Raw genomic sequence first — 20,707 nt, forward strand, 5'->3', positions numbered from 1 at the left:
GGGGCTAGCGGTTTCGTTCACTTCCCTCGATTCGGTGCGGCGGGTGCCGACGCAGGCAACCCCAGCGTCGGTAGGATCCCAGCCCAGCGGATCGGACGGCGAACAACGTAACCACAAATCGACAGGAGGCCTGAAAGTGGCCGGTTTGCGCCGCAAACTGCTCCTCGAGGCCGCCGCCGACCTGTTCGCGCGGCAAGGCTTTCACGCCGTGGGCATCGACGACATCGGTGCCGCAGCAGGGGTGAGCGGGCCGGCCGTCTACCGGCACTTTCAGAACAAGGACGCGATCCTTCGCGAGTTATGCGACGCCGCCATGACTGAGCTGCTGGCCGGCGCCCGGCGCGCCACCACGGCCGGCACACCGACGGAGGTCCTGCACGCCCTTGTCGACCTGCACGCGGCCTTCGGCGCGCGACGACGCGGCCTGTTGGCCGTCTACGCCCGCGAGCACCGCTCGCTGTCGCCGCTGGCGACCCGTGCCCTGCGACGCCGACAGCACAGCTACGAGTCCTTTTGGGTCGAGGCACTCGTACGAGCACGGGGCGATCTGGACCGTGAGCGCGCACAGGGCCTGGTCGCCGCCGTGCTGTCATTGCTCAACGCGTCCGCGTACATGCCGGCGTCGCTGGACGACGCGACGATTGAGGCGATGCTGGCCGCCGCGGCCGTTGCGGCGCTGTTCAGCCGCGCGGTTACACAGCAGGTAGACGGCGCCCCGCACCGGATTTAGTGTGTGTCGAGCAGCGACTGGGGAATGTCCACCATGCGGGACCGCACGTATTCCCCGAGCCCCTTGGCCTGTGCGTCCAGCCGGGTCGAGGAGGCCACCCCGTCACCGAGCAAGCCGTGCACCACCACGTTGAGGGCGCGCAGGTTCGGCAGTTCGAAGCGCTCCATGGGCAGGTGCGCCGTCTCCGGCCCGAGCAGAGTGCGCAGCCGCTCGACGCTGAGGTAGTCACGCGCCCACGCGTACCCAGGGTCATCCCGTGCCCACAGGCCGAGGTTAGCGTTGCCGCCCTTGTCTCCGGACCGCGCGCCGAGTACCGACCCGAGCGGCGCGCGACGTGTCGGCCCGGACGGCACTGGCAGCTTCGCGAGCGCGGCGATCCTAGCCGGCGGGACGGCACCGGTCGGCGGGTCGGGGATCTCGTGCCGTGTGCCGTCGGCGTCGACGAGTACGTGCGTGAGGGCCGACCGCGCTACGTAGGCCGGCCGGTAGACGCCGAAGGCGGTCTCCGAGGACGGTGGCGTGGTGGTGTGGAAGCCGGCGAAACCAGCCAGGGCGATCTCCATGACCCCCCCCCCGGAGAAGGCTCGGCCCACCTTGCGCGGGTCGGCGTCCTTCACCGTCACACGCAGGTGCGCGCAGGCTTGCTCGTTCGTCGGTGCGTCGGAGACGTCGAAACGCAACAGCCTCACGTCGACTTCGTCGAAGGCGTCGCGTCCGCCGAGAACGTCGAAGAGCTGCTGTTCGGCGAAAGCCGCCTTGGCCCCGATGTCGAGGCCGGTGAGCACCATGGTCATTGTGTTACGGAAGCCGCCCACCTCATTCAACGCCACCTTCAACGTGTCCGGCGGCGGACTGCCTTTCGTACCGCTGATCGCGACGCGGTGCTCACCCTGTTGAGCCAGCCGGATGGTGTCGAAGTGGGCGACGACGTCGGGGCCGAGGTAGGCAGGTTCAGCGGTCTCGTAGAGCAGCTGGGCGGTGACCGTGCCGACTGAGACCAGTCCCCCGGTGCCGGGATGCTTCGTGATCACCGAAGAGCCGTCCTCGGCGACCTCGGCGATCGGAAACCCCGGGTAGCGGCGGTCCGTGATCTCGTCCAGGAACGCGTAGTTGCCGCCCGTCGCCTGAGGGCCGCACTCGATCACGTGCCCGGCGACGACCGCGCCCGCGAGCCGATCCCAGTCGGCGGGTGCCCAGGCGTGCCACCAGGCGGCTGGACCGACGACCAGGGATGCGTCGGTGACCCGGCCGGTCACGACGACGTCGGCGCCCGAACGCAGCGCCTCGGTGATGCCCCAGGCGCCGAGGTACGCGTTGGCCGATACCGGTTTGATGTCGCCGACGGGCGGCGTGATTGCGTGGAGGTCGCCACGTAGGTCGTCGCCCTCGACGTGAGCGACGCGCGCGGTGAGGCCGAGACGGGCGGACAGCTCGCGCAACGCGGCGGCCAAGCCGGCGGGATTCAGCCCGCCCGCGTTCGCGACGACCTTGATGCCATGATCGAGACAGGTGCCCAGCACCTGTTCCATTTGGGTGAGGAAAGTCCGCGCGTACCCGCCGGACGGGTCTTTGGCCTGGGCCTTGGCCAGGATGAGCATGGTCAGCTCGGCCAGATAGTCACCGCACAGGACGTCGATCGGTCCGCCCTCGACCATCTCGCGGGCTGCGGCGATGCGGTCGCCGTAAAAGCCGGAGCAGTTGCCGATGCGGACCGGGACGCTCACCGCTGACGCCCTGCAAACTGGCCCGCCACGCGCCCGCCGCCAGGGGGCCCCGCGAAGGCCTGGGCGATCGCGAGCCACTGGTCGGCCAGCGGGCCGTCGGCGACCAAAGCGGTGTCGTCGCGGTGGCGGCGTTGGGTGACCAACAGGCAAAAGTCGAGCGCCGGCCCGCTCACGCGGTTGGCCGCGTCGGCTGGCCCCCACGTCCAGACGCTGCCGTCCGGAGCGGTCAGCTCAACGCGTACCGGGTCCGCGGGCAGGTCCAGACCGTTGGCCAGGTAGCTGAACGCGCGTGCACCCACCCCGATGTGGGCCACGTGACGCAGCCGTGCCGTGGCCTCGCGGGTCGCGCCGAGCGCGTCGACGACGTCCTGGCCGTGCGCCCAGGTCTCCATGAGTCGCGCTGTCAGCGACGAGACCGCGCTCATCGGCGGCCCGAACCACGGCAGGCGGGTCGCCGGGTCAATGTCCGCGAACGCCGCAACGAGGGCGGCACGCGACGTGTCGAACCACGCGAGCAGGTCGGCAGCCGGCATTTGACGGTAGCGCTCGGCGATGACGTCGGGTGAGATGGCTCCGTCGGCCATCATCGGCAGGTAGTCGCTGCTGAACCCGTCGGGGTCGGTGGCCGAGCGCACCGCGACGTCGTCGAAGAACGCCAGATGGCTGATCTGGTCGCGGATCGTCCAGCCCACGGCCGGAGTCGGCGCGTCCCAGCCGCGCGGACCTTCGGTCAGCGGCGCGACCAATCCGCGTAGGGCTGCCGTCTCCGCTTCGATGTCGGTGATAACCGACTGCATGCTCACCGCCATGTCAGTGTCCCTTCCACTGCGGCGCGCGCTTCTCGCGGAACGCCGCCGGGCCTTCCTGCGCGTCGTCGCTCAGATAGACCGGCTCCCATATCTCGTCGGCCAGGTCGTACGCGGCGGCGAGGTGGTGCTGCGCCGAGAGGTACACGGTGCGCTTGGACGCGAGCACGGACAGCGGTGCGTTCGCGGCGATGCTGAGCGCCAACTGCTGGGTACGCTCGCGTAACTGATCGGCCGGCACCACCTCATTGACCAAGCCGACCTGGTGGGCGCGCGCGGCGGTGATCGGGTCGCCGGTCAGCAGGATTTGCATGGCAACGCGCGGGGGCACCAGCCACGACAGGGGTGTCGCCCACGGCGAACCGCGGCCGACCTTGACCTCGCTGACGGCGAAGGTCGCGTGTTCGGCGGCCACGACCAGGTCGCACTGCTGCGCGAGCAGGAAGCCCCCGGCGAACGCGACACCGTTGACGGCCGCGATCGTCGGCTTCGCGACATCGATGTTGCGGCCGAACTGCGGAGCGAAGTCCTTCGGGGGCACCTTGAGCGCGTTCTGCGCCATCTCCTTCAAGTCCCCGCCGGCGCAGAACGCCTTATCGCCCACGCCGGTGAGGACGAGCACCTTCGCCGCGTCGTCGTCATTGAAGCGGAGTACCGCGTCGATAAGCCCCGTGCGCACAGCGTTGTTCAGCGCGTTGCGCGCCTCGGGCCGGTTGATCGTCAGCCAGGCCACGCTGTCGACGACCTCGTAGCGAATCGGTTGCTCGGCCACCGAGCCTCCGTCCCTCACCGTCGTCTCGCATGTGAGTGGCAGTTCACCCCGGCACCTCGACAAACGGGTCGGCCAGCTCAACGGTGGCTTCACTCGGCACGCACGGACCATCTTCGCTCGAGACGAGCAACTCGAGGTCGACGAGGCGCCGTCCGCCATCGTCGCGTTTGGCCACGACCTTGCCGCTCAGGGTCGCGGTCTGGCCCGGGTAGATCGACCGGATCATTGAGATTCTGCGGCGCCGGATGAGCGCGTCGGGTCCGGCCCATTCGTTGAGGCCGCGGTCGATGAAGCCATGGAAGAAGAGGGTTGACAGGTAGATTGTGCGCTGGCCCTGGCTGCGCGCGTAGTCGGGGTCGTGGTGACCGGGGAACCAGTCCCATGTCGAAGCCGCGTTCATGCAGATGCGCTTGTAGCTGATCTCGATCGAGACGGGCGTCAGGGTGTCGCCGACGGCGATGTCCTCGAACCGCACGGGGAAGCGGACCATGCTGTGCTCGGTGGATCCGTTCATGATGCGCCTTCACTATCGGCGGTGTCGTATCGGAAGAGCACGTTGGTGTTGCGGCCGATGACCTCACCGTGCTGGTCGGAGAACGTACTCACCGTGGTGATGAACACGCCGGTGCCCACCCGCGTCGTCTTCGGCTCGGAGATCGAGGCGATCTCCTCCACGATCGACACGTGATCGCCTACCCGGGGCCGGCGTTCGAACTCCGTCGTCGTCGAGGCGTTGATGATGTGGTGGCCCGGCAACGGGACGCTGAGCGCGAACATCATGTCGGCACGCGCTAGGTACCCGGGCACCCACTGCGGCGCGAAGCCGAGGCTCATCAGCAGCCCGGGCGGGCAGTCCTCACCCTCCCAGTAACGGGGGTTCGCGTCCTCGACGAGCGAGCAGTAGTACAACACCATCGAGCGGTCGATCGGGAACCACGCACGCCGCGGTTCGGAGCGATGACCGACCCACGCCCGGCCTTCGTCGAAGGTCCCGAATGTCATCCCGAGGCCGGTGACGTCGCTCGTTGGCGCGCTCACCGGGCCACCTGCACGACGGCGCTCCCCTTTATCGCGGGTTCGCCGGACTGGCGCGTGACCACGAGTTCGAGGTCTGCCACCTGCTGCCCTCCGGCCTCGCGCACGCCGGTGACCCTGCCGCCGAAGCTGAGCAGGTCACCGGGCCATACCTGACCGGTGAACCGGATGCGGAACGAGCGGATGTTGGCCAGCCCCACCCAGGCGGTCAGCCGCTGGGCGAGCACACCGCCGTGCAGCAGTCCCATACCGAACACACCGGGCATGCCGGCCGCGCGGGCGAACTCCTCGTCATGGTGGATCGGGTTGAAGTCGCCGCCGGACCCGGCGTAGCGGACGATGTGCGAGCGCGTCAGCGGGCCGAACTGTGAGCTCGGCATCTCGTCGCCGGCGGCCAACGCCACCGGCGCGGGGGATGTCGTCATTGGGTGGAGCCTCCGGTTTCGATCAAGACGTCGGTCTGGCGCACGACGAGTTCGTCGCGCTGGTTGGTGAAGTCGGTCTCGATCGTCACGATTGTCATGGTGCCGCCGCGCTTGCCCTCGCGGCTGGTCACGTTCGACACCCGACGCGTCTCGGTGAGCTCGTCGCCGACGACCACCGGCGCGAAATACTCCCAGCCGCACTCACCGTGCAGTACGCGTCGCAGGTCGAGCCCGAGGGCGCCGAACATGTCGTCGTCGGCGCGCCAGTGAGCCGAGGAGACGACGAAGGTCGGCGGAGCGGGGATCGCGCCGAAGCCGGCGGCGCGGGCCGCTGCGGCGTCCTGGTAGATCGGGTCGTGGTCGTCGAGGGACAGCGCGAACTCGCGCACTTTGGACCGGTCGACGGGAAATGTGGTGCTCCCGAGTTGCGTCCCGATGAGCGATGCGTCAGCCACTCTGGTCACCTTTCCCGCCGGCGAAGGCCGGTGCACAATCGCGAATGAGGCTGCCTAGGTTCTCGGCGATGCGCTCGGGCGCGAGGCCGATCGAGGGTGAGTAGAGAACGATGTGGTCCAGCACGCCCTCGTAGCGGCGCAGCCCTTCTCGGACCTCGGCGGCGGTGCCGGCCACCGCCATCGCGTCGATCATGTCGTCGGTGACGGCTGCGAACATGGCCGGCAGGTCACGCCGCGCGAACGCGTCGCGAATCGCCGCCCCCTGCCTGGCGAAGCCGCTCACATCGAGAACGTGTTCGTAGGTCTTCACCGAGGAGTAGAACGCGATCTGCTGCGCGGCCTCACGGCGTGCGATCTGTGGGTCGTCGTGCACCGCGCAGATGACCATCGAGACGATCTCAATGTCGGCGGGATCGCGTCCGGCCCGCTCCGCACCGCGCACGACGGCTGGGCGGGCGACCTCCTCGACGTAGGTCGTGGTGAATAGCGGATGACCGGCCAACCCGTCGGCGACGCGCCCTGCCACCTCGCACATCCGCGGACGCACGCCCGCGGTGATGATCGGGATGGCCCGCTGCGGCGGCGCGACGTCGCCGGTCGGGACGAGATTCATCCGATAGAAGCGACCCTCATGGCGCACGGGGCCCTCGTGCAGGTTCCAGATCCGACGCACGAGCGGGACCAGCTCCTCCATGCGCAGAGCGGGAGCGGAGGTGTCCTCCACGCCGTGCCAGTCGCTCATCATGCGGCGTGTGCCGTTGCCGAGCCCGAGCACGACGCGCCCGCCTGAAAGCTCGTCGAGGTCACGCGCCTCGGTGGCGAGCACGAGCGGGCTGCGCCCGACGCCATACAGGATCGACGACCCGATGCGGCAGCGCTTTGTGCGCGCGGCCATCGCGGCCATCGAGATCGAGCCGGAGCGCGAGTAGAACTCCGAGGCCCAGGCGGCGTCGAAGCCGGCGAGGTCGGTAGCCTCGGCGGTCTCGACAAGGGTGGCCAAGTCCGCGCCGAGCACCGAGACCCCGTACGTGCTCACGACGCCGCCGGCCTGAATCGGACCAGCCCAAGGTCCTCGTTCACCCGCTCGAACACTGCGCGCACTCTTGCGCCGATCGCAACTTCATCGGGGGCCACGCCCTCGAGACTGGCCAACAACTGCGGCCCCTCGTCCAGACGAACGAGCACGACGACGTACGGCTCGCTGCGCGGGAACGAGTCCCACGGGGGGCGGTACACCGGCGCGAAACTGACGATCTCACCAGTACCCGCCGCGGTCTCCCAGGCCAACTCACCGTCATGGCAGACGGGACACACCAGCCGCGGGTAGAGGAACGGGTGGCCGTTCGCGCACCGCTGGAAGACGAGTACGCCGCGGGCCGCTGCTGCGAAGTAGGGACGGTTGACATCGGTCAGCGGCGGCAGCGCCTCAGGATCGTGCAGACCGTCGAGGGAACTCGAAGCTGCGGTCATGACGCTCCCTCCATCACCATGCTGACGTGACTGCACAGCATCGAGCCGTAGCTGTGCACGAACGCGGTGTCCGCCCCGAAGACCTGACGGCCCTCGGCGCGACCGGGACAACTGCCAATAACCCTCGAGGATCTGCGAAATGCCAGAGGAGGTCCCGGTGTGCCCGAACCGGATCAGGCCGCCGTCGGTGTTCACCGGAAGGTCGCCCCCCGGATCGGCGCGGCCGTCACGGTAGAAATCGCCTGCCCCGCCGGGCTTCACGAAGCCCGCCTCCTCCAGGATCATCGCCGGGTTTGAGGCGAAGGCGTCGTAGAGCAAGGCGATGTCGATGTCGGCCGGCGCCCGTCCGGAGCGCTCGAAGGCCATCGGACCCGAACGGGCGGCCCCGGTACGACCCGGGCGGGCCAGCGAGGTCAGAAAACCGTGGGTGTGACCCTCTCCAAACCCGAGCAGGTGTACCGGCCGGTGTTTGCCCGCGCGAGCCCGGCGGGCCGAGCCCAGCACGAGCGCGCCACCGCCCTCGCAGGGAATCGAGCAGTGGTAGAAGTGGAACGGCCCGGCGATCGGGCGGGACGCCAGCACGTCCTCCACAGTCAGGCGTTGTGAGCGGTGCGCGATCGCCGCGGGATTCAGCGCGGCCCACCGGTCCTGCGACGCGGTGACCTCGGCGATGTCCGCCTTGCCCTGTCCCGTCTCGTGCATCCAGGCCTGCGCGATCAAACCGTACAGCGCCGGCACGGAGGGTCCGTAGGGCATCTCGAACGCGTGGTCACACACCAGCGCCATCAGTTCGCGCCCGCCATCGCGGATCGGTGGAAACTTGCCCGCCGACACGACCAGCACCGTCTCGGCCTCGCCCCGGGCGATGACGTTACTCGCCATGCGCGTCATGGCCAGATGGGTCCCGCCGCCAAGCTGACAGGTCATCTGAAGTTTCAGGTTGTGCAGCCCGAGATAGTCCATGAGGTCCTCGGACAGGAAGATCGAACCCTCGTTCGTCATCGGCCCGGCGCACACGAGACCGTCGACCTCGTCTGGGACCACCCCTGCGTCGGCGAGAGCCGCGACCGCGGCGCGCACATGCAATTCAGTGGAGGTGTACGGAACGTTTCTTCCTGGAGCGACTTCGGCGGCACCGATGATGGCCGGCTGGTCGTGTGGCATCCGGACTCCTTCCGACCACGCGTTCAACGCCGGTCCCGACGTGAACGACGGTTAGCATAGCGTGACTAGGGGGTCCGCGTCACCCCCGGCCCGCACCCGCCGCCAGCGCGGTATGGATTCTCTGGATGTCGTTGCGCCTCTTCCCAAGAGGGTGCTGCGATGACCGAAACCCGCGCCGATCGTGTCGTTTCTCGACGATGTCCAGGTGACAGATGAGGCCGATCGCGAAGCCCGCTGGTTCCGGTGGACGCCCGGCACGCGCCCGGGCGGAACTTTGCGCGCTCAGTCGCGCGTTTTTCTGAAGTGGCGCGGTGACCGACCGGTCCACCGTTTGAACGCATGTGTGAAGTTCGTGAGGTCCGCGTACCCGAGTTCTGCCGCGATCTCGCTTACAGACACCGATCTGTCGAGAATTCGCAGAATTGCTCGCTCCTGCAAGAACGACTGACGTAATTCTCGAAAGGTGGTCCCCTCTTCGCGCAGGCGCCGCTTCAACGTGCTCGGGGATATCGAGAGCTCGCCCGCCGTCCGGCTGATGTTCGTTTTTCCGGGATCTTTCTCGAGCAGGTCCCTTACTTTTTCGGAGACCGACGTGTCACGTCGTTGATCGAGAGTTCGCTGCAAATCGGTGACGGCAATCCGGTACGCCACAGGATCGGAGAATCGACAGACCTCCTCCAGCGTAGCCGCGGGAACGTGGACGAACGAGCTGGGGGCGTCGAAGAAGATCCGACCCGCCAACACTTCGTCATGAAGAACCCACGACTCCGGCGCTGAATGACTCAGATGCAGTTCAATATTCGGTACGGCACCCGCGAGCATGTCGAGCAGACGCAACAGCGCCAGCCCACCGTAGGTGACGGCCAGGCAGTTCAGGCCCGCGTCACCGGTGCGACCGGTGAGCCCGATCGTGAGGCCGCGTTCCGTCGAATGGAACGACGGGCTGAGGGCTGTGGTGATCACCGGCAGATAAGCAAGCAACTCGACAACCTCGGCTACCGAGCCCGCGCTGACCAAGGGAACACTGAGTGCCCCAAAGGACGTCAGTTTGGCGTGTTCAGCGAACGCGAAACCCAGACGGGTTCCCTGATCACAATCGAAATCGGAATATATCTCCCTGAACCACCGTAAGGGGACCTGCGCGTCGCGGCCCACCAACATCGACTCGGTGACGTGCTCGCGAACCATGATGCTGCGCAGCGCAATGCTGGCGTCATGCCCCAGCGCCTCACTGTCCAGCATCTGCAGGAAAGCCAGCGCTGGCATACCCGAGTCGTCGAGTTTCACGTGCCTCCCTGCGCGTGAGCTAAAAACACAACTCTTTGACTCCTGCGAGTCTAGCGACGCTGGTCACGCGCGACAACACTAAAAAGAGAAGTTCCAGATTGAGGAGAGTTAATCATGGCAGTCGTCACCTTCGTCTCTCATGACGGCGAGAAGTACGAAGCCCCCTTGGCCGAAGGGCAGTCCTTGATGCAGATTGCGGTCAATAACGCGGTGCCCGGCATCGACGGCGATTGCGGAGGGGAAGCCGCATGCGGAACATGCCACGTGATCGTCGCTCCCGAGTGGTCGGACACGGTGGGACTCTGCGGCGCCAACGAAGAGGAGATGCTCGCGATGAACCCCGAGCGTCAGCGGACGTCGAGGCTGTCCTGCCAGATGGCCGCCTCCGAGGCATGGGATGGCTTGACGGTCGAGCTACCTGAGTTCCAGCTCTGAAACAACGTCATGGATTTGGAGGAAACAATAATGAGTATTCCCGCGGCAGTGGCCGCCAAAGCCCAGTCTGCCGTGCCTCTGGAGCTGCAAATCCGCGGCGCACACCTCTACGACAAGACACGTCGGTGGGTAACCGGAACCAATGGTAAGAAGATCTTCACCGAGACGCCCATTCCTCCGGTCGAGGACGTCGATATCGCCGACATCGATCTCAGCAACCCGTTCCTCTACCGCCAAGGCCGCTGGAAGTCCTACTTCGAACGCGTGCGCAACGAGGCGCCGGTGCATTACCAGGCTCGCAGTCCGTTCGGCCCGTTCTGGTCGGTGACCCGCCACGCGGACATCATCGCCGTCGACAAGAACCACGAGGCTTTCTCCGCAGAGCCGTTCATCATCATCGGGAGACCGCCTCGTTTTATGGACATCGCCATGTTCATCGCGATGGATCCGCCACAACACGACTTGCAGCGCGCTTCCGTCCAAGGGGTTGTCGCGCCGAAGAACCTGCGCGAGATGGAGGGGCTGATCCGCTCGCGTGTCCAGGAAGTGCTGGACGATCTACCGGTGGATCAGCCGTTCAATTGGGTGCACCACGTCTCCATCGAACTGACAGCGCGCATGCTCGCGACCCTGCTGGACTTCCCGTACGAGCAGCGGCACAAGCTCGTGGAATGGTCGGACCTCGCCACCTCCATGGAGCAAGCCAATGGCGGTCCTTCCGACAACGACAGAGTGTTTCGTGGCATGGTCGACATGGCGAAGGGGCTCAGCGCTCTCTGGCATGACAAGGCGGCCCGTACCGCCAACGGGGAGCGACCGGGCTTCGATCTGATCACGATGCTGCAGGCCAACGAGGACACTAAGGATCTCATCGACCGCCCGATGGAATTCCTCGGCAATTTGGTATTGCTGATCGTCGGGGGAAACGACACGACTCGCAACTCGATGAGCGGAGGGGTTCTCGCCTTGAACCAGTTCCCCGATCAGTTCGAGAAGTTGAAGGCGAACCCTGACCTGATTCCCAACATGGTGTCCGAGATCATTCGCTGGCAGACCCCGTTGGCGTACATGCGCCGAGTCGCGAAAAAAGACATCATGTTGAACGGGCAATTCATCCGCAAGGGCGACAAGGTCGTGATGTGGTACGCCTCTGGTAACCGCGATGAGCGTGTCTTCGAGCGGGCCGATGAGTTGATCATCGATAGGAGCAACGCCCGCAATCACATCTCGTTCGGGTTCGGCGTGCACAGGTGCATGGGAAACCGACTTGCTGAGTTGCAGCTTCGAATCCTGTGGGAGGAATTGCTCCCTCGCTTTGAGAACATCGAGGTGGTCGGCGAACCCGAGTATGTGCAATCGAATTTCGTCAGGGGTATCAGCAAGCTGATGGTTCGCCTCACTCCCAGGCCGAGTGCATGACTCCCGAACGAGCGGTGATCGTCGGCGCGAGCCACGCCGGCGCGCAGTTGGCAGCTAATCTTCGAAGGGAGGGGTGGTCTGGGGAGGTCGTGCTCATCGGCGACGAGGGGGGACTGCCCTACCACCGGCCTCCGTTGTCGAAGGGATACCTGGCCGGCAAGAACGGCCTCGACGACCTCCTGATTCGCGGCGCTGATTTCTACGAAAAGCAGCACATTCGACTCTTGAATGCGACCGTGGAGGCGATCCACCGGAGTGCCAAGCGTGTGTCTCTGAGCACCGGCGACACGCTGACGTACACCAAGCTCGCGTTGTGCACCGGCGCAAGGGCCAGACGACTCCCCACACCAGGGGTGGATCTTCCCGGAATTCACTACCTGCGTACCGCTGCAGACGTCGAGTTGATCCGTGCCGCCGCCACACCGGGTCGGAGGGTTGTGATCGTGGGCGGCGGTTACATCGGGTTGGAAACGGCGGCCTCGCTGTGTTCGCTCGGCATGAACGTCACCGTCCTCGAGGCAACCGAGCGTGTACTCGAAAGGGTCACCGCGCCGGAGGTTTCCGCGTTTTACACGCGAATCCACCGCGGCGAGGGAGTGGAGATCCGAACACACGCCCTCGTCGAAGCCTTCTCCGGTAACGGTGGGGTGCAGGAGGTCGTGCTGGCTGACGGCGAATCGATCCCCGCCGACTTGGTCATCGTCGGCGTCGGTGTGGTGCCGAACACCGAGCTCGCCTCGGCCGCAGGATTATCCGTCGACAACGGCATCGTGATCGACGACCAGGCCCGCACCAGCGACCCCGACATCGTGGCCGCCGGCGACTGCACGAGCCACACCATGGCTCGATACGGCTCGCGTATTCGTTTGGAATCCGTATCGAGCGCCGGCGAGCAGGCCAAGATCGCTGCGGCGACAATCTGCGGAAAACACAGCGCAATCGCTGCGCTTCCGTGGTTCTGGTCCGACCAGTACGATCTCAAACTCCAGATTGCCGGTCTCAACGCCGGATACGACGAACTGTTGCTCAGTGGTGACCCGTCGCGTGACCGTGACTTCAGCTGCTTCTACTTCCGCGAGGGCGAACTCATCGCCGCCGACTGCGTCAATCGTCCTCGCGATTTCATGTCCAGTAAGCGGGCCATCAGCCAGCAGCTCCGAGTTGACCGCTCAGAGCTCCTCGCCGGCTCGATCTGACACGAGAGCTTGCTGGCTACAAACTGTGGACAACTCCCAGGTACCTGAGTGCTACGCGGGAGATCCGCTCACCGGTGGTGGCGATGTCCGCGGCGGGGAGTACAACATGACTCACTGTCAGTCGCACCAGAACATCTGCGACCTCCTCAACGTCTTCGGGATCGAGATCGTCGAAGTGGTCGTTAAACCACGTGATCAGAGCCGCGGAGCAGAGCTGAAGCAGGGAAGCCGACGTCGGCAGAAGAGGTAGGACTCCAGTAGACGACGAGCCACCGCGATCATTCCCCGAAGCGTTGGACGTCAGAACTGCCTTGAGGAGCGGGCTGTCTTCTGCTTCACAGAGGGTGAATTGCACCGCTGCGGTGATGCCGCCCCGCACGTCGCCCACGTGTTCGGCAAGGACGGCAAGAATGCCTTCCATAAAGCGCTGGCCCTCCGACACCACAAGCGCGTCGCCGAGCCCCTGTTTGTCGCCGAACTCTTTGTACAACGTCGGGCGGGAGACGCCGACCGATTCGGCAACCTCGCTCATCCGGACCTGATCCCAGCCCTTCTCGATGGCGAGTTCTCGTGTCGCCCTCAAAACCTTTTCGCGCACATGCCGGCGGAAAGACACCCGCACTGGTTCAGTTGGCATAGGAGCAGGATAGGCGCCAGCCCTACATGGGCAGTCAACCGACAGCAGGGTTCATATGGTCCTGTCGAGGAATTCGACGACCGCCGTCGAGAATGCGTCGTTGTTGTCGCCGGCAATCATGTGTCCCGCGCCCGACACGTCAACGGTTTGCGCGTGCGGAACGACGGTCAGGAAATGCCTTACTGTCTCTTCGGAGACGATGTCAGATAGTAGGCCCCGGACCAGCAGCGTTGGCGCGGACACCTGCCGCGCACCATCGAGAAGGAAGGCGCTCATCATCTCGAAGTACTCAGCGCCCTCGTCTGGATCACCCTGCAGGAACTGGAAATTCGACGTCACGAAGGCTGGATCCCATCGCCAGGACCAGCGACCGTCTTCGCGACGGGCGAGGACTTTTCGGAGCCCGTCGAGGTTTTCGGGGCGAGGGCGGTGCGGGTTGTAGGCGGCGATCACGTCAGCGGCCGACTCTAGGCTGTCGAAACCTTCGGGGTGTGCCGACATGAACGCTACGACTCGTCGGGCGCCGTCCATCTCCATTCTCGGAGTGACGTCAACCAGCACGACGGCCTGCCATAGATCCGGCGGGGCGAGCAAGTGTGTTCCGAGAATGGTCAACCCGCCCAGAGATGCGCCGATCGCGGCGACGGGGCGGCCGGAATCGGCGTATGAGCGCACGGCCAATAGGTCGGACCCCAGCCGGTCCATGTCGTAGCGTCCGTCGGGGTCCCAGTCGCTGTCCCCGTGTCCCCTGGTGTCGTACGCGGCCACCGTGTATCCCCGCTGGTGCAGGCGTTGGGCGGTGACGTCCCAGGCGTGTCGGCTTTGACCGCCGCCGTGAAGGAGCAACACGACCGCCCGCGGTGCGTCACAGTGGTAGAGGTCGACGGCCAGCGCCAGCCCGTCTGCCGTGGGCACGCGCTCGACCACAGGAGCCGACGAATCGCCTGTTCTCTTTGCCGACATCAGGAGCTCGTCTTCGGTGCGACGACGGTGACGGTTCCCTGGGCCGCACACACCGCTCTGCCGTCGTTGCAGATGTCGATCCGCGCCACCCCGCTGGTTCTGCCCAGCGCGATGATCTCAGCTGTGGCTACACAGGTGCCGCTGGAGACCGGACGAAGCAGATTCAGTTTGAACTCCGTTGTCGCGACCCAAGATCCCAGTGGAATCACGGGATAAAACACCACGCCGAGGCAGTGGTCGACCATGGCCGATAAGCAGCCCCCATGCAGGTTGCCGAACGGCGTCTTCAGGTCGTCGCGTGCGTCCATCTCCGCGACGAGCCGTCCCGCAGCGAATTCGGTGTGACGGAAGCCGAGGTAACCGGCCAACCCGCCCGTGGTTTCTGCTGCGCTCTTGAGTTGCTCAGCGACCTGTTCGTTGAACGTGGTGAATTGCACAGGCCCTCCTACCTCATCTGCCGTCGAGACATTACTCCATAGATGTCACATCGGTCGAGCGTGGTCACCCGCCAGGATCGCCGGAAGGAGAAACCTCGACAGAAACGCCCGGAGTCCGTCACGACTGCGCTCCCGCGGCCCTCGAACAGTCAGCAGGCTCAGTATCGTGCGGACAACCCACTCGGCGGCGTCGTCGACGGAGACGCCCGGTTCCACGCAACTCCAGTGTCTGGTGAAGATGGGACGCAGAAATTCGGTGACGATTTCGAAGAGGGACGTCGAGGTCCCCGCCGCGAGACCCACGCCGGCTAGTTCCTCGTCGCTGCCGAACAACAATCCGATGATCTCTTCGCGGCGCGCGGCCTCAACCGTGTATTCCACGAAGTCGACGAGCGCGGAGCCCAGGTCGGCGTGCGCCGCGATCCGCGGGCTGATGCGGTCGAGATAGCGCTCGGCGGCGCGAATGATGACGCCCGACATCACCGCCTCCCGACTGGGGAAGTAGCGATACACCGTTGCCCTGGACACACCCGCTGTTCTGCCGATGTCCTCCATAGTCGTGCCCACCACACCGCAACTCTCGAGGCACCGCTCGGCAGCATCGAGCAACCGGTCGCGAGCGGACCCACGATCTGTCGGCGCGGCGGCGCCCCATCTCAACAACCTCGTCGACACACAGCCAGTATGCCGCGCGCGCACACCATTGTGACTTGCCCACGCACATGACACCATCGCAGTTATGTCTCAAGTCAGCCCCGTGGCCCTGAGCGGATGCCGATGCCGATGTTGGTAGAAGCGCGTACCCCGGTTGTCGTCGGCGTGGGCGAAGTTACCCATCGCGGGAACGACTTCGTGGACCCGATCGACTTGGCGGTAGAAGCCGCACGCCGCGCGGTCAAAGACGCAGGTCGCCCGGTCGAGCGGCGCATCGACACCGTCGCGACTCCCGGCATCCTGGTCATACCGCGCGACAATCCCGCCAGCAGGATCGCCGAAGCGATGCACATCAGTCCCGCCCGCCGCATCAGCTGTCCCGTCGGCGGAAACACCCCGCAGTATCTCGTCGAGGTGTTGGGTGGCGAAATACGCGAAGGCCGTGCAGATGTCGTCCTGGTCGTCGGGGCGGAGAGCGGGCATTCCGCACGCAAGCTTCAGGGCAGGGCACTTCTCGACTCGCCGCCCCCACCCCGCTCCGGCGACGAATCCCTGGGCGACGCCCGCCCCGGGCTGAGTCAAGCCGAATTGTCGGTGGGTCTGAGTTGGCCGCACGAGGTGTATCCCATCTTCGAGTCCGCGATCGCCGCGCGCCACGGCCGCGACTTCGATGCTCAACGGGAGTGGCTGGGCACGCTGATGGCACCGTTCACAGCCGAGGCGGCACGCCATCCGGAACAGGCCTGGTTCCCACGCGCACGAAGTGCCACCGAACTCAGCGAAGTCACCGCGGAAAACCGCATGGTCTGCTTGCCCTATCCCAAGTTGCTCAACAGCATCATGTCCGTCGACATGGCTGCCGCCTTCATTCTCATGGCGGCCGAGGTGGCGGACGAATTGGGCGTCGCGCGCGATCGTTGGGTCTTTCCCTGGTCAGCAGCGACTTGCAACGACGTGTACTTCCCCGTGGAACGGCCGGACCTCAGTCGCTCATCGGGTATCGAGGTAGCGGCACGGAAGGCTCTCAATGCGGGGCGGTTGACCATCGACGACATCCGGTGGTTCGATCTCTACTCCTGCTTCCCGTCGGCAATTGAGATGACTGCCGAGGCTCTCGACTTGGACCCCCTCGACGACAGAGGCCTCACAGTAACCGGAGGCCTGCCGTATCACGGCGGTCCCGGAAACAATTACGTCAGCCACTCGATCGTTGAGATGGTCCGACGGTGTAGACGCGACCCAACCGATGTCGGACTCGTCACCGGCCTCGGGTGGTATTCGACGAAGCATTCGGTCGGTCTGTGGTCGGCCACCCCGCCACCAACCGGGTGGCGACTGCTCGACACGGCGGTCGAGCAAGCTCAGATCGATTCATCGAGGTTGGGTGTCGCAGGCGTCGACGAGGCGACCGGTTGCGCGACAGTGGACGGATACACCGTCGTCTACGACCGAGACGGGCAACCTCGATGGACTCCGATCATCGCGCACCTGTCCGACGGGCGAAGAGTCGTCGCACGCAGCGACGATCCGCAGATTGCCGAGGCGATGGGCGGGGAAATGTATGTAGGTAAAACGGTGTGCCTCCGAAACACAGGGTCGTTCACCGGATTCGAGCTTCCATGATCGCCGAGGCGATGGTGCTGACCGGACCGCGGAGTCTGCAGCGGCGCCAGATGATCATCCCCGACGTCGGCGACCGGGGTGCGATCCTGCGAGTTGAAGCATGCGGTCTGTGCGGAACAGATCACGAACAATTCACCGGACACCTGCCTGCCGGCTTCTCATTCGTTCCAGGGCACGAAATCGTCGGCATCGTCGAACATGTCGGCGCTGCGGCCGGCCAACGCTGGGGTGTACAAGCCGGCCAGCGCGTGGCCGTTGAGGTGTTCCGGTCCTGCCGAGACTGCCCCGAGTGCCGCCGCGGCGAATACCGGCGGTGCGCGGTGAACGGCATCGCCACCATGTTCGGGTTCGTCGACGTGGAGATCGGCGCGGGCTTATGGGGCGGATACGCCACCCATGTGGAGCTTCCGTGGGACGCGATGCTGCTCCCGATTGCCGAAGACATGGACCCCGTTCTCGCCACGTTGTTCAACCCTCTCGGGGCCGGTATCCAATGGGGGGCGACTCTTCCCGACACCAAGGCCGGGGACGTCGTAGCGATCCTGGGGCCCGGCATCCGCGGAATCTGTGCGGCGGTGGCGGCCAAAGAGGCGGGAGCCGCGTTCGTCGCGATGACCGGCGTCGGCCCACGCGACGAACAACGACTGGCCATCGCCAGATCATTCGGTGTCGACCTGCCCATCGATGTATCGCAGGACGATGCAGCGACCGCGCTTCAGCGTGAGACAGGCGGACGGCTTGCCGACGTGGTCGTCGACGTCACCGCCAAAGCACCCTCCGCGTTCGCCGATGCCGTCGGCCTTGCCAGGCCCGGCGGCACAATTGTGGTGGCCGGCACCCGCGGAGGAGGCGGCGCGCCCCGGTTTGAACCAGACTTGTTGGTCTATAAAGAATTACACGTCGTAGGCGCACTCGGCGTGGAGTATCCCGCCTACCGGGCAGCCCTCGAGATTCTCGCCATGGGCCGCTGGCCGTTCGACCGGATCACCAGAGAATCAACCGGATTCGCTGGGCTCGCACAGCTGCTCACTTCGCTTGCAGATGAAAGTGCCCGATCAAGTGGGGCGCTCCACAACGTCTTTTTGCCCACGCCCTAACGGCGGTGCAGAGGTTCAACAGAGAGGGCCACCCGTGACCATGGCGGAACGCGTACCGATGCTCGACCGTGAGCAGGCCCAGCTGCGAGCTGCCGAATGTGGGTTGCCCGAAGAGTTGGCAGAGCTGTCGGTATTCCGCGTGGCACTTCATCAGCCGCGTGTGGCGGTTGCGCTGTATGGGCTGCTGGACGCGTTACTCTTCCGCGGTTCCCTTGACGCGCGGCTACGCGAGCTGGTCATCTTGCGCATCGGCTGGATCACTGGCTCCGAATACGAATGGACTCAACATTGGCGAATCGCCACACTGCTCGGCGTGCCTGAGCGTGATCTCCTCGCGGTGCGCGACTGGCAGAATTCCGAAAGCCTCGGGCCAGTCGAGCGTGCGGTCCTCGCAGCGACCGATGATGTGGTACGCGACGGGGTCATCTCCGAGGAAAACTGGGCTGGGTGCCAGAAGGCGTTCAATAGCGATCACGCGGTTTTGGTCGAACTTGTCGGAGCAATCGCCAATTGGCGGCTCTTTTCGATCCTGCTTCGATCTCTGAATATTCCGCTTGAGTCCGGTACCGACGGCTGGCCGCCCGATGGGCGAGCTCCTCGGCGTCGCGATTGAGCGAAAAAGGTGGACCGGTGCTTGACCGAAGCGGTCAGCGCCCCAATCGCCAGACCACGACCCGTGTCGTAGACGGACAAGTCCCCCCTCGGACACAACACCGAAAATTGCATCGTCGCAGCTAGATAGCGGTCTTCCTTCGAGGGCGACGACGGTCTGCGGGCGCTTTGGACACACTTTTCTATTTCGCGTCCAGAATGACCGGTGCCGCGTCGAGGTCTGAGTCGAACAAGTCGGCGTAGATCCTCAGCGTGACGCTACCCGGTTATGCAGCCATCGCTGCGGCCCGTTCGTCGTCGCCGACCGCGATGTACCGCTCCGTCGTCGCGACGCTCGAATGCCCGAGCAGCGTTTGCACCGCGCGGAGGTTCCGGAATTCGCGGTACGTCATAGTGGCGAATCGGCGTCGCGATGAGTTTTGCCCTGCACTACAGTCTGATTTGCATGGGCAAACTCATCTATGCCTTCAACGTTTCGGTGGACGGGTACATCGCCGATGCACAAGGCAACATCGGCTGGTCCGAACCGAGCGAAGAACTGCACCAGTCCTGGAACGACTTCGAGCGGGAAACCGCCCTGGCGTTCTACGGGCGGCGGCTCTACGAACTGATGTCCGCGTACTGGCCGACTGCCGACAAGGCCCCGGACGCAACCCCTTTGATCGTCGACTTCGCCCGCATCTGGCGCGACATGCCCAAGGTCGTGTTCTCGCGCACCCTGGAGTCCGTCGATTGGAACTCCCGCCTGGAACGCGGCGACCCGGTCGAGGTGGTGACGAAGCTGAAAGCCGAAACCGACGGCAGGCTGGAGGTAGCCGGCGCGACGCTGGCCCGATCGATCGTGCAGGCCGGACTGGTGGACGAATACCGGATCGTGGTCGCGCCCACCGCTGTGGGCGGCGGCATCCCGTTCTTCCCGGCCCTGCCGTCATGGATCCGGCTGCGACTGTTGGAGAACCGCACCTTCCCGGGTGGCACGGTCCTGCTGCGCTACGAGGCGAAACAAGACTGATCGGGCATACACAAGGCAGGGTCTAGCACGATGTCGCGTCGCACGCCGGTGGTTCGCAGCCCTGGCGCTGCTGCTCGCAAGGCACGCCGATGACCTGCTCGGTACCGCTCGGAGATTTCATGCCGGGGCAAAATAACTCTGTTGCCTAGCTTCCGTCCGGGTGGCTGTGGGTACTCCTGGGCTGCTCGGTTTCACACACGCCTGACGAAGGGAACGCCATGTCAGCGCCTAATGCGCCGGCCATTTCGCCTCGCAAGGTCCGGTGGGCCACGGTCCAGGTTTTCGCATTAGCGATCGCGGTGGTGTTCCTGCTTGTCGGAATCCTCGGGTTCATACCGAAAGTGACTGTCGGCTACGACACGATGACCTGGGCGGGACATGCCTCGAACGCGAAACTTCTTGGTGTGTTCGATGTTTCGGTGCTACACAACGTGATTCACTTGGCGTTTGGCATTCTCGGGATTGTGATGGCTCGAACGTTCAACGGTGCCCGCGTGTATCTTATTGGCACCGGCCTGGTTTACGCCGCCCTGTTCGTCTACGGCATGCTTGTCGACCGCGAAAGTTCGGCGAACCTGGTTCCAGTGAACGACGCAGATAACTGGCTGCATCTGGGTCTGGCTGCAGCGGCTCTGTTCTTAGGCTGGGCTTTTGGCCGCCAAGGCGTCAACCGCCCACTGGGCGGGATCAGCACGGGAGTATTCGTCGGCAAGGGGTGACACGTGCGGGTCGTTGCTTCACCAAGAATGCGACG

General features: G+C 65.2%; 24 protein-coding genes and 1 pseudogene. 9 read left to right on the top strand and 16 right to left on the bottom strand.

Annotated features, from left to right (window positions below):
- Positions 1–136 precede the first annotated feature (136 nt).
- Entirely contained in the window at positions 137–730 is a 594-nt protein-coding gene (locus AC5Y4N_RS19210) for a TetR/AcrR family transcriptional regulator (RefSeq protein ID WP_005086604.1), read from the top strand.
- On the opposite strand, the gene AC5Y4N_RS19215 is transcribed toward AC5Y4N_RS19210, so the two are convergent.
- From AC5Y4N_RS19215 to AC5Y4N_RS19265, 11 genes and pseudogenes are all read right to left on the bottom strand, one after another.
- The gene (locus tag AC5Y4N_RS19215; RefSeq protein WP_005119331.1) at positions 727–2,454 is read right to left on the bottom strand and encodes an acyclic terpene utilization AtuA family protein; all 1,728 of its coding nucleotides are present in this window, start codon (positions 2,452–2,454) and stop codon (positions 727–729) included. The two genes, AC5Y4N_RS19210 and AC5Y4N_RS19215, sit on opposite strands and share 4 nt — an antisense overlap.
- Complete coding sequence (locus AC5Y4N_RS19220; RefSeq protein ID WP_005116473.1) at positions 2,451–3,263, bottom strand: TIGR03084 family metal-binding protein; 813 nt, start codon at positions 3,261–3,263, stop codon at positions 2,451–2,453. The genes AC5Y4N_RS19215 and AC5Y4N_RS19220 overlap by 4 nt, the downstream gene beginning before the upstream one ends.
- Position 3,264: 1 nt before the next feature.
- Positions 3,265–4,032, bottom strand: a complete 768-nt coding sequence (locus AC5Y4N_RS19225) for an enoyl-CoA hydratase/isomerase family protein (protein WP_005086608.1) — start codon at positions 4,030–4,032, stop codon at positions 3,265–3,267.
- Between the two features lie 43 nt (positions 4,033–4,075).
- Positions 4,076–4,546: a hotdog family protein gene (locus AC5Y4N_RS19230; RefSeq protein WP_005086609.1), complete on the bottom strand. Its 471-nt coding sequence runs from the start codon at positions 4,544–4,546 to the stop codon at positions 4,076–4,078.
- Positions 4,543–5,034, bottom strand: a complete 492-nt coding sequence (locus AC5Y4N_RS19235) for an FAS1-like dehydratase domain-containing protein (RefSeq protein WP_005115562.1) — start codon at positions 5,032–5,034, stop codon at positions 4,543–4,545. Before AC5Y4N_RS19235 ends, AC5Y4N_RS19230 begins: the two co-directional genes overlap by 4 nt.
- A gap of 32 nt (positions 5,035–5,066) precedes the next feature.
- On the bottom strand, positions 5,067–5,492 hold the full coding sequence (locus AC5Y4N_RS19240) for a dihydroxy-acid dehydratase (protein ID WP_005086611.1): 426 nt from the start codon (positions 5,490–5,492) through the stop codon (positions 5,067–5,069).
- Positions 5,489–5,947 carry an FAS1-like dehydratase domain-containing protein gene (locus tag AC5Y4N_RS19245; protein WP_005086612.1) on the bottom strand — a complete coding sequence of 153 codons (459 nt, stop codon included), beginning with the start codon at positions 5,945–5,947 and terminating at the stop codon, positions 5,489–5,491. The genes AC5Y4N_RS19240 and AC5Y4N_RS19245 overlap by 4 nt, the downstream gene beginning before the upstream one ends.
- On the bottom strand, positions 5,940–6,983 hold the full coding sequence (locus tag AC5Y4N_RS19250; protein ID WP_005086613.1) for an LLM class flavin-dependent oxidoreductase: 1,044 nt from the start codon (positions 6,981–6,983) through the stop codon (positions 5,940–5,942). Before AC5Y4N_RS19250 ends, AC5Y4N_RS19245 begins: the two co-directional genes overlap by 8 nt.
- Positions 6,980–7,417 carry a Zn-ribbon domain-containing OB-fold protein gene (locus AC5Y4N_RS19255; RefSeq protein ID WP_005061010.1) on the bottom strand — a complete coding sequence of 146 codons (438 nt, stop codon included), beginning with the start codon at positions 7,415–7,417 and terminating at the stop codon, positions 6,980–6,982. The genes AC5Y4N_RS19250 and AC5Y4N_RS19255 overlap by 4 nt, the downstream gene beginning before the upstream one ends.
- Positions 7,414–8,581, bottom strand: a pseudogene (locus AC5Y4N_RS19260) (thiolase family protein). The gene AC5Y4N_RS19255 and the pseudogene AC5Y4N_RS19260 overlap by 4 nt, the downstream one beginning before the upstream one ends.
- A gap of 282 nt (positions 8,582–8,863) precedes the next feature.
- The gene (locus AC5Y4N_RS19265; protein ID WP_005086614.1) at positions 8,864–9,868 is read right to left on the bottom strand and encodes a helix-turn-helix domain-containing protein; all 1,005 of its coding nucleotides are present in this window, start codon (positions 9,866–9,868) and stop codon (positions 8,864–8,866) included.
- A 114-nt stretch (positions 9,869–9,982) separates the two neighbouring features.
- Between AC5Y4N_RS19265 and AC5Y4N_RS19270 the strand changes: the two genes are divergently transcribed.
- From AC5Y4N_RS19270 to AC5Y4N_RS19280, 3 genes are read left to right on the top strand one after another with little or no spacing between them, the layout of a single operon-like run.
- Positions 9,983–10,303: a 2Fe-2S iron-sulfur cluster-binding protein gene (locus tag AC5Y4N_RS19270; protein ID WP_005086615.1), complete on the top strand. Its 321-nt coding sequence runs from the start codon at positions 9,983–9,985 to the stop codon at positions 10,301–10,303.
- A 30-nt stretch (positions 10,304–10,333) separates the two neighbouring features.
- Positions 10,334–11,722 (top strand): cytochrome P450, encoded by a 1,389-nt coding sequence (locus AC5Y4N_RS19275; protein ID WP_005086616.1) that lies wholly within the window; start codon positions 10,334–10,336, stop codon positions 11,720–11,722.
- Positions 11,719–12,918, top strand: coding sequence for an NAD(P)/FAD-dependent oxidoreductase (locus AC5Y4N_RS19280; protein ID WP_005086617.1), 1,200 nt, complete (start codon positions 11,719–11,721; stop codon positions 12,916–12,918). The genes AC5Y4N_RS19275 and AC5Y4N_RS19280 overlap by 4 nt, the downstream gene beginning before the upstream one ends.
- Positions 12,919–12,934: 16 nt before the next feature.
- On the opposite strand, the gene AC5Y4N_RS19285 is transcribed toward AC5Y4N_RS19280, so the two are convergent.
- The 4 genes from AC5Y4N_RS19285 to AC5Y4N_RS19300 all read right to left on the bottom strand — a co-directional run bounded on the left by AC5Y4N_RS19285 (position 12,935) and on the right by AC5Y4N_RS19300 (position 15,654).
- Positions 12,935–13,516, bottom strand: a complete 582-nt coding sequence (locus AC5Y4N_RS19285; protein ID WP_005116470.1) for a TetR/AcrR family transcriptional regulator — start codon at positions 13,514–13,516, stop codon at positions 12,935–12,937.
- Positions 13,517–13,606: 90 nt separating this feature from the next.
- Positions 13,607–14,518 carry an alpha/beta fold hydrolase gene (locus AC5Y4N_RS19290; protein ID WP_005086619.1) on the bottom strand — a complete coding sequence of 304 codons (912 nt, stop codon included), beginning with the start codon at positions 14,516–14,518 and terminating at the stop codon, positions 13,607–13,609.
- On the bottom strand, positions 14,518–14,955 hold the full coding sequence (locus AC5Y4N_RS19295) for a PaaI family thioesterase (protein WP_005086620.1): 438 nt from the start codon (positions 14,953–14,955) through the stop codon (positions 14,518–14,520). The genes AC5Y4N_RS19290 and AC5Y4N_RS19295 overlap by 1 nt, the downstream gene beginning before the upstream one ends.
- A gap of 45 nt (positions 14,956–15,000) precedes the next feature.
- Positions 15,001–15,654 (bottom strand): TetR/AcrR family transcriptional regulator, encoded by a 654-nt coding sequence (locus tag AC5Y4N_RS19300; RefSeq protein ID WP_369816234.1) that lies wholly within the window; start codon positions 15,652–15,654, stop codon positions 15,001–15,003.
- Between the two features lie 84 nt (positions 15,655–15,738).
- On the opposite strand from AC5Y4N_RS19300, the gene AC5Y4N_RS19305 reads away from it, so the two are divergent.
- The 3 genes from AC5Y4N_RS19305 to AC5Y4N_RS19315 are packed head-to-tail and all read left to right on the top strand — an operon-like array spanning position 15,739 to position 18,942.
- Positions 15,739–17,232, top strand: coding sequence for an acetyl-CoA acetyltransferase (locus tag AC5Y4N_RS19305; RefSeq protein WP_005110545.1), 1,494 nt, complete (start codon positions 15,739–15,741; stop codon positions 17,230–17,232).
- Positions 17,229–18,329 (top strand): zinc-dependent alcohol dehydrogenase, encoded by a 1,101-nt coding sequence (locus AC5Y4N_RS19310; protein ID WP_005086624.1) that lies wholly within the window; start codon positions 17,229–17,231, stop codon positions 18,327–18,329. The genes AC5Y4N_RS19305 and AC5Y4N_RS19310 overlap by 4 nt, the downstream gene beginning before the upstream one ends.
- A 34-nt stretch (positions 18,330–18,363) precedes the next feature.
- A complete protein-coding gene (locus AC5Y4N_RS19315) occupies positions 18,364–18,942 on the top strand; it encodes a carboxymuconolactone decarboxylase family protein (RefSeq protein ID WP_005086626.1) in 579 nt (192 codons plus the stop codon).
- Between the two features lie 265 nt (positions 18,943–19,207).
- Here AC5Y4N_RS19315 and AC5Y4N_RS19320 read toward each other — a convergent pair whose 3' ends face one another.
- Positions 19,208–19,333 (bottom strand): hypothetical protein, encoded by a 126-nt coding sequence (locus AC5Y4N_RS19320; RefSeq protein ID WP_499911678.1) that lies wholly within the window; start codon positions 19,331–19,333, stop codon positions 19,208–19,210.
- A gap of 53 nt (positions 19,334–19,386) precedes the next feature.
- Here AC5Y4N_RS19320 and AC5Y4N_RS19325 point away from each other — a divergent pair, with 53 nt between their 5' ends.
- Positions 19,387–19,953, top strand: a complete 567-nt coding sequence (locus tag AC5Y4N_RS19325) for a dihydrofolate reductase family protein (protein ID WP_499911677.1) — start codon at positions 19,387–19,389, stop codon at positions 19,951–19,953.
- Positions 19,954–20,171: 218 nt separating this feature from the next.
- Positions 20,172–20,672: a DUF4383 domain-containing protein gene (locus AC5Y4N_RS19330; protein WP_499911676.1), complete on the top strand. Its 501-nt coding sequence runs from the start codon at positions 20,172–20,174 to the stop codon at positions 20,670–20,672.
- Positions 20,673–20,707 lie beyond the last annotated feature (35 nt).

The organism is Mycobacterium sp. NGS19, from assembly GCF_059813155.1.

Bases quoted from the DNA above. Each gene is read 5' to 3' on its own strand.
- AC5Y4N_RS19320 (WP_499911678.1), bottom strand. From the start codon at position 19,333: ATGACGTACCGCGAATTCCGGAACCTCCGCGCGGTGCAAACGCTGCTC.
- AC5Y4N_RS19310 (WP_005086624.1), top strand. From the start codon at position 17,229: ATGATCGCCGAGGCGATGGTGCTGACCGGACCGCGGAGTCTGCAGCGG.
- AC5Y4N_RS19305 (WP_005110545.1), top strand. From the start codon at position 15,739: ATGTTGGTAGAAGCGCGTACCCCGGTTGTCGTCGGCGTGGGCGAAGTT.
- AC5Y4N_RS19325 (WP_499911677.1), top strand. From the start codon at position 19,387: ATGGGCAAACTCATCTATGCCTTCAACGTTTCGGTGGACGGGTACATC.
- AC5Y4N_RS19270 (WP_005086615.1), top strand. From the start codon at position 9,983: ATGGCAGTCGTCACCTTCGTCTCTCATGACGGCGAGAAGTACGAAGCC.
- AC5Y4N_RS19240 (WP_005086611.1), bottom strand. From the start codon at position 5,492: ATGACGACATCCCCCGCGCCGGTGGCGTTGGCCGCCGGCGACGAGATG.
- AC5Y4N_RS19220 (WP_005116473.1), bottom strand. From the start codon at position 3,263: ATGGCGGTGAGCATGCAGTCGGTTATCACCGACATCGAAGCGGAGACG.
- AC5Y4N_RS19235 (WP_005115562.1), bottom strand. From the start codon at position 5,034: ATGACATTCGGGACCTTCGACGAAGGCCGGGCGTGGGTCGGTCATCGC.
- AC5Y4N_RS19275 (WP_005086616.1), top strand. From the start codon at position 10,334: ATGAGTATTCCCGCGGCAGTGGCCGCCAAAGCCCAGTCTGCCGTGCCT.
- AC5Y4N_RS19280 (WP_005086617.1), top strand. From the start codon at position 11,719: ATGACTCCCGAACGAGCGGTGATCGTCGGCGCGAGCCACGCCGGCGCG.
- AC5Y4N_RS19330 (WP_499911676.1), top strand. From the start codon at position 20,172: ATGTCAGCGCCTAATGCGCCGGCCATTTCGCCTCGCAAGGTCCGGTGG.
- AC5Y4N_RS19290 (WP_005086619.1), bottom strand. From the start codon at position 14,518: ATGTCGGCAAAGAGAACAGGCGATTCGTCGGCTCCTGTGGTCGAGCGC.
- AC5Y4N_RS19230 (WP_005086609.1), bottom strand. From the start codon at position 4,546: ATGAACGGATCCACCGAGCACAGCATGGTCCGCTTCCCCGTGCGGTTC.
- AC5Y4N_RS19255 (WP_005061010.1), bottom strand. From the start codon at position 7,417: ATGACCGCAGCTTCGAGTTCCCTCGACGGTCTGCACGATCCTGAGGCG.